The sequence below is a fragment of the Vibrio sp. KUL78 genome (assembly GCF_059725505.1).
The window spans coordinates 1,451,790-1,474,298 of the sequence record NZ_AP045837.1 but is presented as its reverse complement, the minus strand read 5'-3'; the positions used below and the strand labels follow the sequence as shown (position 1 = coordinate 1,474,298).

The 22,509-nt window shown below is 46.1% G+C and carries 17 protein-coding genes and 1 pseudogene; 7 read left to right on the top strand and 11 right to left on the bottom strand.

What is annotated here, in order from left to right; all coding sequences use genetic code 11:
• Positions 1-7: 7 nt before the first annotated feature.
• Both AC6I8Y_RS07005 and AC6I8Y_RS07000 read right to left on the bottom strand, forming a co-directional pair.
• A complete protein-coding gene (locus AC6I8Y_RS07005) occupies positions 8-2,461 on the bottom strand; it encodes an ABC transporter permease (protein WP_498021233.1) in 2,454 nt (817 codons plus the stop codon).
• Complete coding sequence (locus tag AC6I8Y_RS07000) at positions 2,442-3,113, bottom strand: ABC transporter ATP-binding protein (RefSeq protein ID WP_042475417.1); 672 nt, start codon at positions 3,111-3,113, stop codon at positions 2,442-2,444. Before AC6I8Y_RS07000 ends, AC6I8Y_RS07005 begins: the two co-directional genes overlap by 20 nt.
• Before the next feature lie 261 nt (positions 3,114-3,374).
• Between AC6I8Y_RS07000 and AC6I8Y_RS06995 the strand changes: the two genes are divergently transcribed.
• Entirely contained in the window at positions 3,375-4,799 is a 1,425-nt protein-coding gene (locus AC6I8Y_RS06995) for a DUF2867 domain-containing protein (RefSeq protein WP_498021231.1), read from the top strand.
• 75 nt (positions 4,800-4,874) lie between these two features.
• Here AC6I8Y_RS06995 and AC6I8Y_RS06990 read toward each other — a convergent pair whose 3' ends face one another.
• The 3 genes from AC6I8Y_RS06990 to rsuA all read right to left on the bottom strand — a co-directional run bounded on the left by AC6I8Y_RS06990 (position 4,875) and on the right by rsuA (position 7,648).
• Positions 4,875-5,528: a DUF2913 family protein gene (locus AC6I8Y_RS06990; RefSeq protein WP_498016684.1), complete on the bottom strand. Its 654-nt coding sequence runs from the start codon at positions 5,526-5,528 to the stop codon at positions 4,875-4,877.
• Complete coding sequence (locus AC6I8Y_RS06985; protein ID WP_498021229.1) at positions 5,528-6,733, bottom strand: Bcr/CflA family multidrug efflux MFS transporter; 1,206 nt, start codon at positions 6,731-6,733, stop codon at positions 5,528-5,530. The genes AC6I8Y_RS06990 and AC6I8Y_RS06985 overlap by 1 nt, the downstream gene beginning before the upstream one ends.
• Before the next feature lie 216 nt (positions 6,734-6,949).
• On the bottom strand, positions 6,950-7,648 hold the full coding sequence (rsuA, locus tag AC6I8Y_RS06980) for a 16S rRNA pseudouridine(516) synthase RsuA (protein WP_498021228.1): 699 nt from the start codon (positions 7,646-7,648) through the stop codon (positions 6,950-6,952).
• Between the two features lie 70 nt (positions 7,649-7,718).
• On the opposite strand from rsuA, the gene radD reads away from it, so the two are divergent.
• The 5 genes from radD to rplY all read left to right on the top strand — a co-directional run bounded on the left by radD (position 7,719) and on the right by rplY (position 12,417).
• Positions 7,719-9,455 carry a DNA repair helicase RadD gene (radD, locus tag AC6I8Y_RS06975; protein ID WP_498021227.1) on the top strand — a complete coding sequence of 579 codons (1,737 nt, stop codon included), beginning with the start codon at positions 7,719-7,721 and terminating at the stop codon, positions 9,453-9,455.
• Positions 9,456-9,527: 72 nt separating this feature from the next.
• On the top strand, positions 9,528-9,935 hold the full coding sequence (locus tag AC6I8Y_RS06970; RefSeq protein ID WP_394152062.1) for a PepSY domain-containing protein: 408 nt from the start codon (positions 9,528-9,530) through the stop codon (positions 9,933-9,935).
• Positions 9,936-9,960: 25 nt separating this feature from the next.
• Positions 9,961-10,617: a response regulator transcription factor gene (locus AC6I8Y_RS06965; protein WP_128649432.1), complete on the top strand. Its 657-nt coding sequence runs from the start codon at positions 9,961-9,963 to the stop codon at positions 10,615-10,617.
• Complete coding sequence (locus AC6I8Y_RS06960) at positions 10,610-11,977, top strand: ATP-binding protein (protein WP_498021226.1); 1,368 nt, start codon at positions 10,610-10,612, stop codon at positions 11,975-11,977. Before AC6I8Y_RS06965 ends, AC6I8Y_RS06960 begins: the two co-directional genes overlap by 8 nt.
• Positions 11,978-12,138: 161 nt before the next feature.
• Positions 12,139-12,417: a 50S ribosomal protein L25 gene (rplY, locus tag AC6I8Y_RS06955; protein WP_042475403.1), complete on the top strand. Its 279-nt coding sequence runs from the start codon at positions 12,139-12,141 to the stop codon at positions 12,415-12,417.
• Positions 12,418-12,844: 427 nt separating this feature from the next.
• Here rplY and AC6I8Y_RS06950 read toward each other — a convergent pair whose 3' ends face one another.
• The 4 genes and pseudogenes from AC6I8Y_RS06950 to AC6I8Y_RS06935 all read right to left on the bottom strand — a co-directional run bounded on the left by AC6I8Y_RS06950 (position 12,845) and on the right by AC6I8Y_RS06935 (position 19,260).
• Positions 12,845-13,441, bottom strand: a complete 597-nt coding sequence (locus AC6I8Y_RS06950) for a fructose PTS transporter subunit IIA (protein ID WP_498021225.1) — start codon at positions 13,439-13,441, stop codon at positions 12,845-12,847.
• An 11-nt stretch (positions 13,442-13,452) separates the two neighbouring features.
• Positions 13,453-15,150, bottom strand: coding sequence for a sugar phosphorylase (locus AC6I8Y_RS06945; protein ID WP_498021224.1), 1,698 nt, complete (start codon positions 15,148-15,150; stop codon positions 13,453-13,455).
• Between the two features lie 9 nt (positions 15,151-15,159).
• On the bottom strand, positions 15,160-17,787 hold the full coding sequence (locus AC6I8Y_RS06940; protein WP_498021223.1) for a glycoside hydrolase family 38 N-terminal domain-containing protein: 2,628 nt from the start codon (positions 17,785-17,787) through the stop codon (positions 15,160-15,162).
• Positions 17,788-17,855: 68 nt separating this feature from the next.
• A pseudogene (locus AC6I8Y_RS06935) lies at positions 17,856-19,260 on the bottom strand (PTS fructose transporter subunit IIC).
• A 172-nt stretch (positions 19,261-19,432) separates the two neighbouring features.
• Between AC6I8Y_RS06935 and AC6I8Y_RS06930 the strand changes: the two are divergent.
• On the top strand, positions 19,433-20,080 hold the full coding sequence (locus tag AC6I8Y_RS06930) for a MurR/RpiR family transcriptional regulator (RefSeq protein ID WP_498021222.1): 648 nt from the start codon (positions 19,433-19,435) through the stop codon (positions 20,078-20,080).
• A 67-nt stretch (positions 20,081-20,147) separates the two neighbouring features.
• Here the strand turns inward: AC6I8Y_RS06930 and AC6I8Y_RS06925 are convergent, their stop codons facing one another.
• Together AC6I8Y_RS06925 and AC6I8Y_RS06920 are read right to left on the bottom strand one after the other, a co-directional pair.
• Positions 20,148-20,891: an oligogalacturonate-specific porin KdgM family protein gene (locus AC6I8Y_RS06925; RefSeq protein ID WP_498021220.1), complete on the bottom strand. Its 744-nt coding sequence runs from the start codon at positions 20,889-20,891 to the stop codon at positions 20,148-20,150.
• A gap of 300 nt (positions 20,892-21,191) precedes the next feature.
• Positions 21,192-22,502, bottom strand: a complete 1,311-nt coding sequence (locus AC6I8Y_RS06920) for an MFS transporter (protein WP_006069896.1) — start codon at positions 22,500-22,502, stop codon at positions 21,192-21,194.
• Positions 22,503-22,509: the final 7 nt, after the last annotated feature.

The window sequence follows — 22,509 nt, the reverse complement described above, 5'->3', positions numbered from 1 at the left end:
GACTCATTTATAGCGCATCCCTTAACGAATGAATCGGACTGTTTCGAATAAGCTTAAGAACAGGTAATGCACCTGCAACCACCAGCGCAGCCAAAGACCATAAACACGTCCCTAGATACTGCCACGGCACAATTTGCAGCTGAAGTGACCATCCAAAAGATTGCTTAATCACGATATCAACAATTAACTGAGCAAGTGCAATACCCAACGGCATAGCAATGGCCGCTGAAATCAAACCAAACACCAAAAGTTGCAAGCCGCCAATTAAGACTAGTTCTTTCCCAGAGACACCAAGGCACCGCAAAAGCGAGGTATGCTTTTGACGTGTTATCTCACCTGCGATAGTTGCAAAGAAGATACCAAACACCGCGATAACTAGAGTGATGTTTCCTAACGTATCAGCAATGGCAAAGGTTCGATCAAACGTCGTCATTGCCTTGTTATGAATCGACGTATTATCGTAAATACGTTCGCTATTTAGGCGGAACGTCGACTGCAATCTTTGCTCTACAAACAGAGACTGGGACTTATCGTTTAGAACTGCACCAAGTGCAACATCACCGCTACCGGCAAGATTCGCTAACCAACGATTCTGAGACAAGAGCACTTGGTCATAGGGATTACCATAGTCGTAATACACCCCGACAACATGCCAGTTTTTGCCCAACGGCGCTCCTAGATTGACATAATCGCCCGGTCGTAGGTCTCGCTTCAAGGCCATCGACTCACTGATCATCACACTGCGTGAATGATGTAAATGATACCAATAGTTAGGGACCGCAATTTTCACTGTCAGCGCGTCCATCTCGCCATTGGAGTCACCAGTACTCACGACTTGCATCAGCCCTGATTCTGTTGGGATTTCCTCTTCCCAACGCCACCAGACTCTCTCAACTTCAGGCTGAGCTTCAAGCCAACGGCTCATGCGAACCGCACTGTTATTCGTTGGATAAACGTAGATATCCGCAGCGAGTCTTTGAGTCAGCCATCGGTCGGTCGTGTCTCTAAAGCTACCCACCATAGTTTCAACGCCCATATTCGCCGCCATAGCCAGCATGAACGCCATATTGGCAACACCGCGATAGCTCATACTCGCCGCTGCATCAGCAAAGAACCAACGAAGTTTCACCCAGCGCAATGAATATGAGAACAGGGTGAAGATCTTCCAGGTGATAAATGGGGTGATTAGGGCTACGCTGAGCAGCATTAATACAATGATAGCATAACCGGAGTTTTGCGACTTAGGCGCTTGGTAGATCGCGATCGCAGCAACGCACAACCCACACGCGACAAATGCTTGCCAGGTGAACTCTGCGCCTGTAAAGCGCATCAAAGATAAGCGTGCAGACAATCGAATCGGCTGCGTCTTAAGCAAGCGGATTAATGGCCAGCCACAAGAAATAATTGCACCCGACAGTGCGAGGACTAAGCTGTAGAGGCTCCACTCCCAACTCCAATCGATCGTCAAACCAATATTCGCGTCATAAAGATCGCTCAAGCTCTGTGAAACCGCAGGGATCAATTGATTAGCAAGTACTAGACCAAATACGTTTCCGCATAGCCAGCTTAAAAAGACCAGGACAGCGAGCTCTAGGCACAGCGCCTGCGTCAACTGCCAGCCGGAAACACCAACTTGTCTTAGGTTACCTACCAATGGCTGTCTTTGTGCAAGTGAAAGTGACATTGCTTGATAGAAAATAAAGAGGCCCACCACAAACGACAACATACTCATTGCTGACAAGTTAGTATGGAACGCAGCAGTCAGTGACTCTAGCTCTGACTGCGAGCTTCGCGACAGTGTCATCCCATTAGGAATCAACTTTCTTAGCTTCTCCAATTGAGCTGGGCTCATATCGCCACAAGCTATCACAGAGAGACCGGAAGATCGCTTGATCGCACGAACCAAAGACATATCCGCAACCACCTGCATCCCCTTGATGCCGGCTTTCTGATCAACCTTCACTGGCCCCAAGACAAGTCCACTATCGAGCGTAATGGAATCGCCATCTTTCCAGCCTTTGTGCTCGGCAAGATCTTGGCTAACAAGAATTGTGGTCGGTACTTTAATCAGATCTTGTGAAGCAATATCACTGATAGTGACTCTGTGCTTTAGTTGCAGCAGTGAGATAGGGTCGGCACCAACAAGGTTGAGTTCTATGCCATCATTGGTTGTCACTTTTTGGATATCAAACGGGACGCACTGCTTAAAGCCTTCACGTCGAAGTTGAATATAGAAGCCTTGCGGGATCTTAGTTTCCGCATGTTTAGGACGAATGCGATAAGGTACCGGATTAGCAAACAAACGTTCGCCGCTGGCATAAGCTTGCTTGGCGTGGTGATTGATGGCCGTAACACCAACCAAGAGTGATACCCCTAGGGTTAAACCAAGCCAGACTAGAAGAATTTGAAGAGGATGGCGACGGTAGTGCCCAAGTAGTGCCTTAACTACGGGCCATAACATGCAATTGCCCCCCTTGAAGGCGAATAGAACCATCCATATGAGACGCCACCTTCTCACTGTGTGTGACGACCAACAGGGTACACTCTAGATGACGAGTCAGGGAGGTAAGAAGGCGCATGACCGCTTCAGCATTGCGCTCGTCGAGGCTTCCGGTTGGCTCATCGGCTAAGAGAATTTTTGGCTCCATATACAGCGCACGTGCAATCGCAGCACGCTGCTGTTGTCCACCCGAAATCTCTTCAGGATAACGACCAAGCAAAGCCATTAAGTCGAGTGCAGACAGAATTTGACGCCATAGGCCACGGTCTTCAGGCAAGCCTTTGATCTGTCGACAAAAGCGAATGTTATCGGCGATGTTCAAAGTAGGCAGCAGGTTAAACTGCTGGAAAATATGGCCAATATTGTTGCGGCGATAAGCCGTACGTTGGCTTTCCTTAGCTTCGTGCATGGCAAAATCTGGGTACCAAATTTCACCAGAATCAACCTTATCAATGCCCGCAATCAAGTTCAGCAAAGTACTTTTGCCAGAGCCACTTTCGCCCATTAATGCCAACTGTTCACCTTGCGACAGGGTTAACTCTGCACTTTGCAGTACGGGATGAAACTCACCACCGTCAATGTAGCCTTTGCTAAGGTCAGACAACTTAAGCATTAATACTCTTTAAACAAACGAAAATTTGGACACTGAATCTACACTAAAAACGCCTCACAAGGAAGGGTAATCACGGAGATAACCTGACTATTCTGCCCCTTCACTGCCAAGGCGAAACAAGGCACCAGTTTGTTACTGTTAGACCTGTCGATTATTCGTGTTTCATTTCATTAAATAGCGATGAAATTTACGCCAAGATTTTCTGAAAAGTCTGAAAATTGTGATAAGTTTTAGAGAGATAGTTTTTTTTGAGGGATACAAATGAAGCGCGTTTTAGTCTTAGGAGCATCCGGTTACGTCGGATCTCAATTAATCCCTATTCTATTAGACCAAGGATACCAAGTCACCGCAGCCGCACGGCAGATTGATTACCTAAAAGCGCGGGTACTCCCCCACTCTCAACTGACATTCGAATATTTGGATCTTGCCGATCGAAAGGCCACCCTTGCGTTGGTGCCTCAGTTCGACATCGTCTTTTTTCTTGTCCACGGCATGGCACATGGACATGATTTTCTCGACTACGAGCTCTCTCTGGCACAAAACTTTCGGGATGCCTTGGAGCTAAGCAACGTCCAACACGTGATTTATCTGAGTGCGATTCAGCCACAAACAGGAAACTCTGAGCACTTGGCGGCACGCAAAGCCACAGGCAAGCTACTTAGAACCAGTAAAGTCCCCATCACCGAGCTTCGTGCAGGCGTTATCATTGGCCCGGGTTCAGCCGCCTACGAAATAATGCGCGACTTTGTTTATAACCTTCCTGTTTTGATTGCGCCTAAATGGGTGGAATCGAAAGCCAACCCCATAGCACTAGAAAATCTTAACCATTACCTCATTGAACTCGCTAAAGAGACGTCCCCTACTACCGAAATCTACGAAGTTGGCGGTCCTGATACTCTCTCCTATCGAGAGCAGTTTGCGACTATCTGCAAACAAATTGGCAAGCCACTGCGATTATGGGCAACGCCTCTTCTTACACCCAAGGTTGCGTCGTATTGGCTCGGCGTCGTCACATCGGTTCCATCCAATATTGGTCGTGCGCTCCTTGCTGGATTAGAGCACGATTTCATCGCAGACTCTTCAGCAATTAGGCAGCACTTCCCTCAGACGTTGATTTCCTACGAGCAGGCTGTCAAAACCAGTATCGAACAAGACGGTAAATTTATCCGAAGCAATGTATGGGGATTTGAGCCTGCGGCTCTGAATCGTTGGCAAGCAGGTTACGGATACTACCCTAAGAAAACGGGGGCGAGTTTCACCACCTCCAAAACCGCCAACCAGCTTTGGGATGTAGTAAAAACCATTGGTGACCCGAAGGACAGTTACTTCTTCGCAAACATTCTGTGGCGTACTCGAGAATGGCTAGATATCTTCTTCGGTGGAGGGAGACCTGTTAGGCGCTCTCCAGAAGGACCAGAGCTAAAAGTGGGTGATTTTATTGACTCGTGGAAGGTCATTCGCTGCGAGCAGCCTTATTTCCTATCACTCTTGTTTGGGATGAAAGGTCCGGGTTTAGGTCGACTAGAATTCACCATCACCGACCACGGAGATAAAAGGGAAATCAACATTAGCGCTTGGTGGCACCCTAAAGGCTTTTTGGGGCTTTTGTATTGGTTTGCCATGATGCCCGCTCACCTGTTTATCTTTAAAGGCATGGTGCGAGCGATTGTTCGTAAGGCGAAATAGTACCTCCCAGTTACGGCTTATCAAAACGAAAAAAGCGTAGCCATTTAGCTACGCTTTTCATGTTAAATCAGTTGACTACGCCTTGAAAGAGAGCGGGATCTCGGCAAGCTGCGTACCTTGATTCAATGGGTATACTAGGTACTCACCGTGGTACTTCACCTTAGACTTATAATCGGTCACTTTATGGAGCATAAAGCCCGCTTCATACGCCTTGGTGATAAACTCTGCGTGGTTACCGCGAATAAACCAGCTCATAGGCTTAATGAGGTTCTCGCCTTCAAAACAGTCGTCACATTGGTTAGCACATACCGCAAACGAGTTAGCGCCATCGGTAAAGAACTGCACTTTGCTGCCATCTGTCAGCACTTCTGAAGTACACACCCCCCAACCTGCCGCTTCCATATCGTCAATGAACTGCTCAATTTTTGCGTCTGTAATTGGTGCAATGTCGCCACCAAAAAAGCCAGCATAGTAAGCAGAGATGCGCTTAAATGTCGGCTCTAACATGGAATCATTGCCTTTAGAGCGTCCTGTTTTTTGCCATTGAACTAAATTGGCACTGGTCGCCTTACCAAAACGTTGAGTCTTAATGGCACGAGTCACCCACCTTACAAGGAAGTGATTGTTCGTTACAGGTGAGTTAATTAGCTTACCTGAGGCGTGCTCTGCCGCTAACTCTTCTAAAGCTGAGTTCACGACCATTTGAATTTCTGAATAATATGCAGACATTATGCTTTCTTTCCCAACGTCCAATACAAGGCGGCGGATAATACCGAACAAATTGCCATTAATGCAATCATTGGCCACTCAGTGCCACCAGGTAAAAAGGCAACAATCGCCCCAACAACAGAGCCCGTACCAAATCGCAACGTACCAGCGAGTGACGACGCCGTGCCCGCCATTGTTGGATAACCACTTAGTAATAACCCCATAGCGTTACTGCCGATCGTCGACAGGGTGCCAACAAACAGCATCACAAATGGCACAATGCCCCAGATACCAAGTTCGAACACACCGCTCACCAGAAGTCCCATCCCAGCAAATAGCTGAACACCGATACCAAAACGCAGCATTCCATGCAGCCCGACTTTCTTGACCAGACGACCATTGATACTCGTCATGATAATCATCGTCACAATATTAAGGCCAAACAGATAGCCAAACTGGTCAGGTGATACACCATAGATATCAATATAGACGAATGACCCGGCGGTTAGGAATGCAAACATCCCGGCAAACGAAAACGCGCCAGAGAAAATAAGCCCCATTGCGACCGGATTTTGACAAAGGCGTAAATAATTCTTGATGGTCGTTCGAAAACGCAGCGGTTGCCTGTTTTCTGGTGCCAGCGTTTCCGGAATTTTCCACAGCACAGCAGCGATCACCACCACTGAAAAGCCCGTCAGTACCCAAAAGATAGAGCGCCAGCCAAACCAAACAGCTAGGTGACCACCAATCATAGGGGCAACCAAAGGTGCCAGCGTGATAACAAGGGTAACGAACGACATAGTGCGCGCAAAATCTTCTTTATCGAACATATCACGCACGACGGCCTGAATGATCACCGCCGCCGCCGCACCTGCAAAGCCTTGCGCAGTGCGAACCAGCGTCAGAGATTCAATGCTGGTTGTCGTCGCACAGACGGCTGAGGCAACGCCAAAAAAGAATACGCCAAATAACAGGATGGGTCTTCGACCAAAACTATCAGCAAGCGGACCATGCAAAAGCTGTCCAATAGCAAACCCAGCGGTATACACAGTTAACGTGATCTGCACAGCACCAGCAGTGACGCCCATATCCTGCGCGATCGTTGGCATCGCAGGAAGGTACATGTCAATCGCCAGCGGCGTCAACGCGCCAATAGCGCCAAGCACTAAAAACAGTATCAAACCAAGTTGAGGTGTATTGGGCTGCGATGTGGTTTGAGAACTCATATCGCTCCTAACAAAACGTCGATGAGCCGCATTCCTTGCTTTTATGCTCATGTTTTACTCAACTTCCCGTTGAGTGAGAATGGTTGTGAAAAGGGCCGCGAGAATAGGAAGGTCGTCAGCGTAATACCGAACCGGTGTTAGGGCTGATAAAATTGAAGGCTCGCGACCATTGCATTCACAGGGTGAATCTAAACTTTGTAAATCAAACTATTAGTATTACTTTTTCCAGACTGAGTCAATTTCTTCTTGAGTGAGATAGCGATACTCGCCAGGCTCTAGCATATCATCCAAAACGATGTCACCAATGCTCTCTCGGTGCAAACCTTCAACTTTGTTACCAAGTGCCGCAAACATGCGCTTAACTTGGTGGTATTTACCCTCGTGAATCGTCAGTAGGACTTCTTTATCGTCGATAATCTCAAGCTGCGCGGGAAGAGTCGGTGCTTCTTCATTTCTAAGCTCAATTCCCTCTTCAAACGCTTGCTGGTAGTTTGGCTGAACAGGGTCTGCCAACCAGACTCGATAAGTCTTCGCACACTTGTGTTTTGGTGAGGTGATTCTGTGAGACCACTGGCCGTCGTCAGTGATTAAAACCAAACCTGTTGTATCCACATCTAGTCGACCAGCAAAGTGAAGGTTTTCCATCTTCACTTCATCGAGCAACATGAAGGCTGTGTGGTTAAAGCCATCTTCATGAGAGCAAACAAAGCCATCTGGCTTAAATAACATTATGTAGCGAGGGCCTTGCATGCGAACCTCACGATCCTGCCACTCGACACTGCTTTCTTCCGTAACCTTGAATGCACCACTCTTTTGAATCACACCATCTACGGTCACATCACCAGATTTGATGATTTTTGTGGCTTCTTTACGTGTTGCGCCTAACGCGTCACACAAAAACTTATCTAAACGCATGAATACCTCGTTTTCATTTCGTGGGGTATTATAGAGGGGTTTTTCAAAATGTAGAGTAAAACTGAGCCGTATGTACACGCTTCGACCTTATCAAGCCGACTCCGTTAAAGCCGTTATCCATTATTTCCGTAAAAATGACACGCCTGCTGTTATCGTGCTGCCAACTGGAGCCGGTAAAAGCTTGGTCATTGCTGAACTCGCGCGTCTCGCGCGTGGCAGAGTATTAGTGCTTGCTCATGTGAAAGAACTCGTTGAGCAAAACCACGCCAAATATGAAGGGTACGGTCTCAAGGGCTCTATTTTCTCTGCAGGCCTCGGGCGCAAAGAGACTTCTGAACAGGTTGTCTTTGCTTCAGTGCAGTCTGTGGTCCGAAACCTAGATGCGTTTGCCAATCAGTTTTCGCTATTGGTGATTGATGAGTGTCACCGCGTACCGGAAACCAAAACCTCCAGCTACCAAAAAGTGATAAGCCACTTATGCGAGATTAACCCTGGCATTAAGATCCTTGGGCTTACGGCAACGCCTTACCGACTCGGAGTGGGTTGGATCTATCAATACCATACCAAAGGTTTGGTTCGAAGCGACAAACCCCGTTTTTTTAAAGACTGTATTTTTGAGCTTCCTATTCAATACTTGCTCGACGAGGGCTTTCTGACCCCCGCCAAATTGATCGATGCCCCAGTGCTAAGTTATGACTTCTCGCAGTTAAAACCCACCAGCATGGGGAAATACAAAGAATCGGAGATGGACTTAGTCATCGAGCAGTCCAAACGCGCGACCCCACAAATCGTTGAGCAGATCATCCGCTACAGCGAAGATAAACAAGGCGTGATGATTTTTGCTGCAACCGTGCGTCACGCGCAAGAAATCCTCTCTTTATTACCTGAGGATTCTAGTCAAATCGTCATCGGTGATACACCAACACCTGAGCGCGACGACATTATCAATCGATTCAAGCAACGAGAGATAAAGTTTTTAGTCAACGTATCGGTACTGACCACAGGCTTTGATGCGCCGCATGTTGATTTAATCGCGATTCTTCGACCAACCGAGTCGGTGAGCCTGTATCAGCAGATAGTTGGTCGTGGCCTTCGACTTTCTGATGGTAAAACCGAGTGTTTGGTACTTGATTATGCGGGCAACACGTATGATCTCTACCAGCCCGAAGTCGGAAATCCAAAGCCAGATTCAGACTCAGAAATCATCACGATTCCCTGCCCTGCCTGCGGCTTCAACAACGACTTCTGGGGCAAGCTTGATGCGAACGGCTTTTTGATTGAACACTTTGGCCGCAAATGCCAAGGCTACTTTACCGATGAAGAGACCGGCGAACGAGAACACTGCGACTACCGATTTAGAGCTAAATACTGCAATGAATGCGGCGCTGATAACGACATTGCGGCGAGAATTTGTCACGAGTGCGATGCGACTTTGGTCGACCCAGATAAAAAGCTGAAAGAGGCGCTCAATCTCAAAGATGCTCTGGTGTTCGAATGTGTTGATATGAACCTTCAGGTCCACAAAGACGACAAAGGTAAAAGTAGCCTTCGAGTCAACTATATCGGCGATAACGATGCGCAAGTCAGTGAGTTTTGGTCTTTGACGACGAAAAAACAAAAACAAACCTTTTTATCTAAGTTTGTTCGTCCTCATTTAGCCGACAAACATAGAGAGTTTGATGCCACATCGCCGACCAAGGTGGTCAACAACCAGCACAGATTCAGATTACCAGCGTTTGTTATCGCCCGTAAAAGCGGACGTTTTTGGAAAATGCGCGATAAAGTATTTGATGATGAATTAAACTAAACAGCCGTTCAGGTTTGATTCATATTTAACGTTTTATATTAGTACCATGTTCGATAATGCAGAGATCTTGCTATGCCTAACCAAGTGAATAAAGCCCTTGCCACACTTGCTATCTTTACCTTAATAGCGACACCGCTGGTTGCTCATGCAAACTTTTTTTCTGACAACCCAAGCGGTCATGAACTCGTTCAAGATGTTGAAACGGGTGATACGCGTATTGAGTTTGAAGAAGATCAGGACGAGGTCTATGAAGCGGTTCAGCAAGGTCTTATTAAACCTTTTTCTGAGCTGTTTGCGACAGTTGAAAACGACCTTAACGGTCGAGTCATCAAGGTCGAACTTGAAGAAGACGATGATGAGTGGATCTACGAGCTAAAGCTTTTACATGACCAGGATATCATTAAGGTCGAATACAACGCGGCAACACTGGAGATGATGGAGATCAAAGGCCATAATCTACAACGAGTTATCAAGAAATAGCGTTACCAATAAAAAGAGAAAAATAATGAAAATTCTTGTTGTTGAAGATGACCCTAGGTTGGGCGAACAAATTCTAGAAACTCTTGAAAGCGCCGGCTGGGTGCCTGAACTGGCTCAAGACGGTATTGATGCCCTCTATCGTGCGACTTCTGAAGAGTGGGACGCTATCGTTCTCGATTTGGGTCTGCCAAAGATCGACGGTCTTACGGTACTAAAAGGCATTCGAGATGAAGGCATCAATACACCTGTCGTCATCCTCAGCGCGCGTGACACTCTCACTCAGCGTGTCGAAGGGCTTAACGCTGGCGCTGATGATTATCTGACCAAGCCATTTGAAATGATTGAACTCATTGCCCGTATTCGCGCACAGCTACGCCGTGCATCCGGTAATGCCTCACCTCTTATGCAGATTGGCGATCTCAGCCTAGACACGCGCACATCTAAAGTAATGTGGCAAGGCAATGCAGTGAGTCTTACCGCGCTTGAATACAAGGTTGTCGCTTACTTTATGCATAATGCAGACAAAGTCATCTCACGCACTGAGCTTGTCGAGCATATCTACAAGCAAGACTTTGACCGCGACTCCAACACCATAGAGGTGTTTATCGGACGCATCCGTAAAAAGATTGCCCCAAACGTTATCAAAACCGTTCGAGGCCTTGGGTATCAGTTGAATGCCTAACCTTTCTAAAGAAAAGCTGCGCCAAGGCGTCAAAAAGCTCAGCCTCAAGACTCGCCTACTTCTTGCTGCAACCCTCTGGTTATCAGCGATGACCATAGCGGCGGGTGTATCCATACCAGGATTAGTTCGAGATTACTTAATCAGTGATCTCGAGATCCAACTTGGCCACGCTATGGATGAAATCGCCGCCAACTTAGAGGTTAACAATGAAGGTCAACTGGTTCTAGCGACTCGCTTATCCGATCCTCGCTTCAATCAGCCATACAGTGGGCTTTACTGGCAAATCAACACAAAGAGCGACTCTTTGCGTTCTCGCTCCTTGTGGGATAAAACGCTCCAAACCAAAGGTAAAGACAAACGCCCCCACTACTTTGGTGCGAATAATGAAAAGCTCATCGCCATCAAGCGTACTTTGTTCTTACCTGATGTAAGTGACGGCGTCACGATTGTTATTGGACAAGATGAAGACCCAATAGATGATACCCTTGAATCTCTTACTGGCGAGCTATGGCTCATTCTCGGCGTCATGGTACTAGGCATACTCGCACTTATCGTGGGTCAGGTCAGCTGGTCTCTAAGACCACTAGGCAAAATGCAGCGGGAGTTAAAACGGTTACGAACCGCAGAGCAGCATTCATTAGACGAGCAGTATCCAAAAGAAATTGCACCATTGGTAAAAGATCTTAATGCTCTATTATTCCATTACCAAGAGCTATTGGAGCGAGCCAGACACCACGCGGGTAACCTATCTCATGCCCTAAAGACACCATTGTCTGTACTCAAAAACGAGCTTGAGAGCTTGTCTGAGGAAGACAGGGCTAAGCTACAACCGCAAATAACACAAATCCAAGCTCAGATTGACTATCACTTGGGACGTGCACGCATGGCAGGTGCAATGAACATCCTTGCGGTAAAATCGTCACCTAGCGAACGTGTCGACGCCATTTCTCTCGCGTTTGATAAAGTCTACGCAGAGCGCGAAATTGCGCTGATTAGCGAACTTGATACCGATCTTGAGGTCGCCGTAGAAAAAGCTGACCTAGACGAAATGCTCGGTAACCTACTCGAGAACGCCTACAAATGGAGTGACAGTTTAATCCGAGTTCACTCTAACGATATTGATGATTCTGAGGTAGAGCTCATTATCGAGGATGACGGACCGGGCATTCCATTAGAGCAATGCCGTGAGGTAACCAAGCGTGGTGTTCGCCTTGATGAAAGCACCCCAGGTACAGGTCTTGGTCTCAATATCGTCTCTGAAATGGCGCACAGTTATCGTGGCCAACTGGAGCTTGGCGAGAGCAAAATGGGCGGATTGCGTGCAGTTCTTAAGCTAAAGCGAGCAAAGGGCGAAAAATAGTAGAGTTATAAGCAATTTGCTATTGCCGAGCCCCACTATGAATGTTAGTATCCGCGCTCGTTTTGAGAGTATCTTTACGATCACTCAAAGCGATTAAAGTTTTGACTAGGTCGCTATGTCAAAACGTATTTGTTAATTTTACTATTTTGAGAGTAAAAACTATGAAATTCGAAGCAGTAGTACGTACTGAACTAGGTAAGGGTGCGAGCCGCCGCCTACGTCACGCTGGTCAATTCCCAGCAATCGTTTACGGTGGTGAAGCAGCACCTGTATCAGTTGCTCTAAACCACGATGACATCGTAAACCAAATGGACAAGCCAGAATTCTACGAAGGCATCACTCTAGTGATCGCTGGCGAAGAAGTTAAGGTTAAGCCACAAGACGTTCAACGTCACGCGTTCAAGCCAAAAGTTGAGCACATGGACTTCATCCGCATCTAATTCCCCTACCAAGGAATTAATCGGATTTAATCCAAACCTTATGCATAGAAAGATTCTCGGCCTTACCAACCAAGAATTTTAAAAAATTCGGAACCCCGATGCTACCAACATCGGGGTTTCACCTTTTCTGAGGCCTCGAAAATCAATAAATCAAAGTTATCTGGCGACCTAACCCGTTGAGACGATATTGATGATTTCGATAATTAAATGGTTCAAATGAAATGAGGCAAAAACGTGGTTGCCCAGTGTCTGTGTGAAACAATACTTAAACCGTTTCCTCGCCAAAATCGACGAAGAAACGGTTTAAGTATTGGGATTATAGATCTAGTTGAACGAAGCCTTGCTCGCTGCATTCATAATGCCTACTAGACTAGAAGTGTTTCTTCAAATGAGTCAGTGACAATTACTATTTTTATAAAAGCTCTTGTTACAATAGTAAAAATAAAAACGCCGAGATGATGACACCAATACCCAGTACTGCTGGGTAAGCAATATGACTGATATCTGCTGCAGTCTTATCTTGTTGAGCTGGCTCATTCTCTGATTGTTCAAACTCTGGCTCACTAGCAGTATCATCACCAAAAAGCATCATAACCTCTTGAATACTGCTGGCTGCAAGTAACTTATCTCGAAAGTTGTCATCTACCAATGATGAAGTCAACGTCGTTAGCACCTCCATGTGTGTCGAGCCCGCCTCTGCAGGCGGAATCGCAAGCAAGAAAATCATATTGACTGGTTCATCGCCATCCAGGCCCTTCCACATCAGCTCATCTTTAACAAATGTACATGCAAAAACCGGCTCCTTCACTGCCTCTGATTTACCATGAGGTACGGCTAAGTATTCTCCCAGTGCCGTTGGCCCTTCTTCTTCGCGCTTCATTACCGCATCAAGAAATTGTGCTTTGTTAGTGAGTTTACCTGTTTTTTCAAGTCTGTCGGTGAGTGCATTGATGGCGCTGAATCGGTCTTCAAACACAGCATCAAGCATAATTAGCTCTGGCGTTGTAAGTTGAGAAAGTTTCATGATGTGTTCCTTTATTTTTGCTGTGTCAACCAAACAAATTGGTACGGCGCTAACTTAAAGTCTGTTGGCATAAGCTGCTCACTAACGAGGTCAAAGCCAGGTTCAGTTAGCGCGACCGCTTGAGATTTTGATGTCAGGTTGACCGCAAATCGGATGGCTTCTTCACCTTCGCCACGTTGTAATGCGAAAATGCCATCACCCAAACTCAGTACTTGTTGAGAAGCCTGTGGCGAGAATGCAGAGTATTGCTGACGAAGGTTCAATAATCGCGTCATTGGTTTGAATACTTTTGAACGCAATGACTCCTCGTCTGCCAAATCACTTTCTAGCTTGTCTAGATCTAACTTTTCACGGTTGATGCGTCGGTTTATCCCCGAATCAAGCATACCTTGCACATCATTTTCGCTACCCAACAAGCTGTGATAGTAGATTGCTGGTACACCGATGAATGACAACAAAATAGATTGAGCTGCGATGAATTTCTTCGCTTTCTCGTCAATATTATCGGTCGGCTCTGTAATCGCACTGAGGTAGTTAATATTCAGCTCATAAGGCGATTGTGTCCCATCACCGTTATTTTTATAGTTCACACGACCGCCCTTGCGCTCAACTTGCGCGCACATCATCTGGCGATCTTCATCCGTCAATATGCCTTCCGTTGGGCGAACCCCTATCCCATCGTGACTGGCAAGGAAGTTAAAGTACGTAGTTTTATCACCTTGGGCGAGTCGCGCCATTGCTTCATTTGTCAGCGAAGTCGCCCATTGAGTTAATGTCTCGCTATTTTCACTCATTAAAGCGTGTAGCGTTAATGGCGGCAGTGGGAATTGATAAACCATGTGTGCTTCATCTCCGCCCCCAAAGTAAGATACGTTCTCTTTGTGCGGCACATTGGTTTCGGTGATCAACAGTGTCCCTGGCATCACTTCATCTAAAACGATTCGCCATAGCTTGATGATTTCATGCGCTTCTTCTAGGTGGATACATGTGGTTCCGAGTTTTTTCCAGATAAAACCAATCGCATCTAGACGAATCGAACGTCCACCATTTGCCGCATACATTAACAAAATATCGACGCTCTCTAAGAGCACTTTCGGATTGTGGAAGTTAATGTCGATTTGATCGTCCGAAAAAGTCGTCCACACATGTACAGTCTCACCCGATGCCTTGCTAAACGGAGTGTGGAGCGGCAACGCACGGGGGCGCGTTACACTTGAGTAGTCAAGGCTCGGATCAGACTCTACAAAGTAGTCTTGGTATTTCGCATCACCCGCAAGGTAACCTTGGAACCAATCACTGCTCTTAGAAATATGGTTAATGACACAATCGTACATCAGGTCAAAGTTCTCAGAGAGTGCATTCAATTGCTCCCAATTACCGAGATTAGGATCCACCTGACGATAGTCGACCACACTAAAACCATCATCCGAGGTATAAGGGAACATTGGCAAAATATGAATGTTGCTCAATGCCCCTTTCAAGTGGCGATCAGCGAATGTCTTCATCGTCTTCAGAGTGGGTTCCGCTTGAGTAGAAAAACTGTCGCCATAGGTGATCAAGTAAGAGGTACGTTGATCCACCCAATTCTGATATTGCGGCGCTTTGTCTTGCCACTTTTTCATTAAAACAAGAATATCATTGGTAATTTCTGTCGCGCTGGCCTCGCCATATAACTTGGCAACTTTGCTATAAATAGTATTTTCAATCATGACTCTCTCCTACTTCTCTTTGTTACCAAGCGTTAAACGCACATCTAAGCTGTTATTCGAGCGCACAATGTAAGCACCATCAAGTGGCTGCTCGCGATAGTTCACCAATTCAACGTCTGCAAAATGCTTCAGTGAATCAAGCTCAAGCTCGATTGGGCTCTCAGTTGGGTTGAACACGCGTAGAATGATCGCATTATCACGGTAGAATGCGTGTCCTAAGCTAGATAGTTCGAGCTCTTGTGGTAATGCAAACAAACTGAATGATGGTGAATGCTGCCTCGGTTCAAAGCGAACTTGGAAGCGTTCAAGACGATTTTCAAAGCTGTTCAGCGATTGTTTTTGGTACCCAAAAGGTTGGTCCAAATAACGGCGTTCTAACTGACGAATAGTCTTGTGCTGTGCGTTATCGCACAGAGCCAGAGCAAAACTAAAGCTCATCGCTTTTTGCAGTTGAGCATCGGGTGTGTACACCACAGTGTTGTTGATGCCAGATGCACGCCCCGGACGCCATAACAAGTCATCTTTGCCAAGTCGCCCGGTCGACTTAAACAAAGTCAGTGCGATCTTATCGCTCTCTGAGCCTTTCAATATTTGAAACTCTTTAAGGCCGCGTCCCGTTAGAATAAGAGCACGCTCCGACTTAGCAATCGCTACAGAACCATCTGTGGTTTCAATATCGACAGGACACTCTCGGTACTTTTCACGCCATTGTGCTAAGTCGGGAGCAACAGGACGCTCCATCAGTGCGAACGGTTGAGTGCTAATTGAGGTGTCAGTCTGAAGATCTGAGTTAATCAGAACGCGTACACGATGATCGCAAGTGTTGTTCACTGTGTTGATATCAAACAGAAGCTGAGATTCACCACTAACCAGACGCATCGTGATATCGAATACCGCTTGTTGTTTCTGTTCACCAATTTGGCGTTCAGTCAGATCTTGCGGCACCGCTAACGTTGCTCGAACGCATAAGCTTTGTTGCGTTTCACCAACCGTGCTCGACAGCCACTCAAATGAAGTACTGTAGTTTGGTGTATCCCCTTCTAGAGGGGAGAAATCGTAGGAGTCACCATCGTCGGCTTGCTCTTCAAACGTCAGCAATTGCTCTATCACGCGGCCACTGATTTTATCTTCTAAGCGCAATTGACCTTGCTCTAAAGAAACTCGCAATGCTTGGTTTTCAATCGCCGTTTGTTCGCTACTCACTTGCTCGACATTGGCTTGCTCACATGCTTGAACTTCAAATACGCGATACCCCATTGCCGGCAATTCTGAAACAAGCACGTTCAGCTCAAATCGGTAGTATGGCGGTACGTCGACTTCCTTCTCGCCGTCTTTTGTCACCTCAATGATCTTACCGCCACTCAACGTTTCTCTCTTGAGTACTTCAACTGATAGCGGCTGGCCAGAATCTAGGATATTAATGCTCTCACTAGCACTAAATACAACCGCTTTCACAATCCCGCTGTAAGGGGTCATTTGCCCATTGAATAACATCAACTCATCATCGTTGCATGCACTAGCAATCTCTTTGATAACGAGGTTGTAAAGGCCGTGACTAATCTCTTCCGCTTGTTTCAGGCGATGCATTATATCGGCGTTGGTGGCATCACTATTACATCCACCCATGCTGTCATGGGCATGACATTCAAGAATTTTTTTCCAAGCAATATCGACCAACTCAGTGTGTACGGTAATACCCTGAGCCTTCGCAATAGCAATGACAACTTCGAGCTTTTTCAATAAGAACTGCTCAATTTCAAAGTTGAGTTTCTTGATGTCATAGCGCACTGAACCAATCGTTTTATGGATGCGCGTGTAGCGTGGTAATTTGAACTCACCTTGGTACGTTTCAAACGTCTGGTCATTGTCTCGCAACACATCAACAAAAGCTTCCATCGACGAAATTACGTAAACATCTTTACCTGATCGCTCAGTCGCGGCCTGTAAAGTCTTTGGTAATTCAGGATCGATATTAACTTGGTCACCGCCCGACGGAATCAGCACATCATCTAACCCGGAAAGTGATTTAATCTTCTCCACCATAGGGAAAATTTTCTTGTCCAGATGTTCAGGCGTTGCATTGATGTTCTTAGCGGCTCCATAACCATGAACCAGGTTGTAGGCGTAGATCTCATCTCCCCCCATAGAGCGCCAGAAAAAGTGCGATTTTTCGACTTGCTGGTCATAATCAATACCGCGCCAGAAGATAATGTTATCTATGCCCATACCTTTAAATAGGGTTGGCATTTGTGCGTTGTGTCCGAAGGTATCTGGCAAGTATCCCACTTTCATACTGTGGCCAAGACTCTCCGCGATATGCATACCGTATTTCAAATTACGGATGATTGATTCTGCCGCGACGTTGTAGGTATCTGTTTGTGTATACCATGGTCCAATAAACAGTTTCTTCTCTGAAACCAACTTAGCCATGCGCTCCTGCATATGAGGTAAGACTTTAAGATAATCTTCCACAATAGAGGACTGGCCATCTAAGTGGTAACAGGTGTAACTCTCGGTGTTTTCGAGCGTTTCAATCACTTTTGTAAAATTATAAGTCGCGAGTACATCACTATCCTGTTGGGTGAAATACCACTCACGATCCCAGTGAGTGTGAGGAATTACATGTACTTTAGCCATTGTCGTTGTCTCTAAATTTTGGTCTAAAAATTGTTGGAGGAAGACGGCTCTTCCTCCATTGAAATTGATTAAGCTTGAGTAGGCTGAGGTTTAGTGCAAAGTAGCAAAGCGACAGCAATAAACAGAGAACCTGCGATAACAGAAATGGTGTAACTCACTGGGTCAGAAGATAGGAACCACCCCCATACTGCTGGCAATGGCAAGCTTTGAAATACGTTAAGAACTACGGCTAATTGCGTACCGATAATAGAGCCCAAAATCATAATTGGAATCATCTTAGGGTTCTTCAAAATGAAAGGAATCGCCCCTTCTGAAATACCAATTAGGCCCAGCATCAAAGAGGTTTTACCGACCGTTTGCTCTTCCGATGAGAATACTCGAGGGCGGAACTTACCATCGAGTAGCGCCGCAATACCTACACCGATTGGTGGAATAACGATGCCAAGCTCTCGAGCGACGAGATCAAATCCTTCCCCCATGCCGTTTAAACCAAGTGCGACCGAGCCCGCAGCCTTATTGATTGGTCCCCCCCAAGTCAAACGCCGTACCGGCTGCAATCACCATTGAGTAGATACCACGACCAGCATCACCAGCCTGAGTAAACAGGTCAATCATGGCTAGGTTAACCGCACCAAAGAATGGGTTGACCGCATACTCCATAGTCAAGACCATCACCACACCCGTGACCGCTGGAACGAGCAACATGGTCTTAAGCGTCGTTAATTCGGTTTTCACCTTAATCACATCGTTGAGGTAACGAACTAGATATCCAACAAGAAAACCAATCGCAATCGCGCCAAAGAATCCTGATGGTGCCCAGCCTTCTAGATCAAAGAACCGTTTATAGGGCTCATCCGTCATCAAGCCACCGATAAACGCGGGAATAAGTGCCGGTTTACCTGCAATTGAATAAGCCAAATAACCCGCAAAGATTGGGTACATAAACTTAATAGTCATGAAGCCCAATTTATCTAAGGTTTGGATCGGGGTACCCGAGATATCGATGAACTCGCCCGTAATTTTGGCCACCGCCATCAGCAATCCGCCCAGCACAACAACCGGCAACATATAGCTGATACCCGTCATAATGTGACCAATGGCAACTTGATAAGCCGAGCGTTTTTCATCATGCACTTCTACATCACCTTCCGATTTCTCTTTGCCACGCAAAAAAACCTTAGGTAATAAATCATCAACGCGTTTTATCAGTTCTTGAGTTCGAACTTGAAGCGGATTGGCATTATCAAAACGCTCCATATCCATAATCGGGACGTCAACGGCTAAAACGACGCCATCAGCGGTAGCAATATCGTGGGCAGTTAGGCGATTTTTCACACCATCACTACCTTGGGTTTCCACTTTAACTTCATAGCCATGCTTGTCTGCCCAGCTTTTAATTTTCTTGGCTGCCATAAAGGTATGCGCAATGCCTGTAGGACAGGCAGTTACTGCAACCAGCTTCTTTTTACTCATGGGTCTACACCTTGTTATTATCTACTGCGAACAGTATATGAACCCCGACTTGGTTCAGATATTGTTTTCTCATACAACTCACGTATCACGATACATCTGTGATCCGACGCAAAGACAACGCGGACATTTTCAAGCGTAATACCGACAGTTTTCTCAACAATAGTTAAAAGCAATGAATACTTTTCGAGGCATAGAGCGCGTTATCTACGAGTATCTGATTGGCCACGCCAGTCAGCTACATGAGATCTCGGCAAAGACCATAGCCAACAAGGCTCTTACCACTACAACTTCGGTCAATCGGGTTTGCAAAAAAATGGGGTATGCTAGCTACACAGAGTTGCGCTATAAATTGGCTAATGAGCTAAAAGAACAGGCACAGAATCTAGACGGTGAAGAATGCGAGCAAAGTGTCATTTCACAAGTAGCAAAAACTCTGCGTGACTCACCTGTTGTATATCTCTACTCTCGCGGCGCATCAATTGTAAGTGTAAACTACTTATCGCGCTTTCTCTCACTGGCGAATGTGCCTCACTTGGTGATCACAGATATCCATCAGCTCACGCGAGCTGAACTGGGTACGCTTTTGTTAATCAGTAAATCAGGGGAAACACAGGCCGTTGTAGAAATGGCCCACAATGCTAAAAGAAAAGGTCTAAAGGTGATGGGAATCAGTCGAAAAGACTCAACGTTAGCGCAGTCGAGCCACTTGAATATTCCCCTTACAGAGCAAGTGGATGGCATCTCTCTCTATAGCCGAGAGTCGCAAATCCATATCCTAAGTTTCGTTGATAAAATCGGAAAAGAGCTACTCACTTTTTAACTCTCCCTTGCTGTTATTTCGATCAAAAAAAGGCGGTCAATGACCGCCTTTTTCATTTCTTTCGTTACTACAGATTCATCACAAAGCCTAGGCGCACTGCGTAATCGTTCTCTCGGTTACCTTGTTCATCCACATAAGTTTCATCGACAGAAACCAACTCGATGTATGGCGTCCAAGTTTCATTTATCTTGTAGTTAACCATGATTGTGTGCTCCCAGTAGTCATCTCGCCCAGTTCCTTGATCCACGCCATTTTGATAACGGTAACGTGGGTTATACATCAGGCCCACTTCGCCAAAGTTTTTTGAGATCCAAAGATCATACTGGTTGGAAGCACCACGTGTCGTACCCGAACCATCAAGAAAGTTCTTACCATTTGCATCGTTTGACCAGTTATAGCGGTATCGACCTGTTAAAGACACACCGTTGTCAAACGTAGTGCCAAGTTTCAAGTAAGGGCGGTATTCTGTCCAGTTTGGAGCGGTTACCATCACTAAGCCTGGCGCCCAAAACCAATCTTCACCAAGATCAAATTTGTAAGTTGCTTCAAACTCTTGAGCGGCGGCCTTTAAACCATTCTTATCAGGGTCACTGGAATCATTGCCAGCAAAATAGCCATCATTGTGGATCTGCGCCGCTTCAGCACTAAAGTAAAAACCTGTATCGAAAGTATGCATAAACTTCACACGGCTGTCGCGAATATCAGATGTGGTGTTGTGACCAAAACGCACATCCAATTTGGTCTCACCGGCAAAGGTAGGTAGAGCTGCCATTGCAACAAGCGAAGAACACAGTAGGGCTTTTAATTTCATTGTAGACCTTTCTATCGTCGTATTTAACTGATTCGCGGCTACTATAGAGCCCAGAAATCAGGCACGTACAACGTATTGTGATACATTCGCTGTATTACCGTTCGAGTGGAATATCGGTCACATATTAAAATTGATCAAACTATATTCCATTTTGATAAATAGAGTAGTAACACTATTCACTTTTATCGATTTGAATATTCATTCGAGCTACACAGAGATTCGTATAAATATGAGCAATGCAAGGTGAAAGTAAGGTAGATTTAGATTAGTAATCCATCTAAAACTAAGAGAACAAACGTATTAACGCTGACTAAATTGTGCTTGTAAGAAAGGTAACAACAATAGGCCAATGACAGCCGAACAGACCGATATCACCACAAAGAACCCAGTCCAATGGAACTGCTCTAATACCATCGCCAGAGGGTAACCAGCAAGTGCTGCGCCCATATAGGCGAACAGTCCAACAAATCCTGTAGCCGCACCTGCTGAGTCTTTATGTGAACACTCAGCCGCCGCCATACCAATCAGCATCTGCGGCCCAAATACAAAGAAACCAATGGCAAAGAAACCAGCAGACTGAAACACAAAATTGGTTAGCGGCATCAACCAAAGCGCGGCGACAGACAGGAAAATCCCCATTGCGAAAATCAGGTTCATTGGCCCACGATTGCCGCCAAATAGCTTGTCTGAGCCCCAACCTGCCACTAAAGACCCCACAAAGCCGCCTACTTCAAACAAAGATACTGATGCATTGGCGTTGATTAAACTGTAATGGTGCTGCTCAGTCAGATACAAGTTACCCCAGTCATTAATCGCCGTACGCACGATGTAAACCAACACATAGCTAAAAGCGAGCAACCAGATGTATTTATTGTTGAGAACATACGACCAGAGAATCTGCTTCGGCTTCAGCCCTACTCCGTCGTTTTCTTGAGCCAATTCTAACTTATCATTGCGCCATTGGCCTACGGTAGGCAATCCCATGGACGTGGGTTTATCACGCAGTCGCCAACAGAGAAATAAACCTATCAGCACGCTTATTACGCCCGGAATAATAAACCCTTCACGCCAGCTATAATGAAAGGTTAGAAAGCCCACCAGCAAAGGAATCATCGCACCACCGACATTATGTGCCGTATTCCAAAGCGACCAGAAAAATCCTCTTTCGGTTCTGGAGTACCAGGTGGTCAAAAGCTTGGAACAGGACGGCCAGCCCCAACCTTGGAACCAAGCATTAAGAATCCATAAGCTCGCAAGAACAAACAGCGAACTCGACAAACCAAAGACAATATTAACCACTCCACTGGCAATAAGCCCGATACCCATAAAGTAACGAGGGTTGGAACGGTCTGAAATAATACCTGAGACAAACTTTGATAGCCCATACATCAAATAGAACATGGTCCCCATCATGCCGATATCTCCCTTGTCTAAACCAAGGTCGGCAATTAGTGCAGGCGCGGTGTAATTGAAGGTTTTTCGGGTGAGATAAAAACCGGCATAGCCGAGATACATTCCCAGCATGATGTGAAAACGCCAGTACCGATAGCGAGTATCGACGCTAGCGCTATCTTGATGTTTCATCTGTTGTTCTGCTACTTTAACTGTCATGAACTAC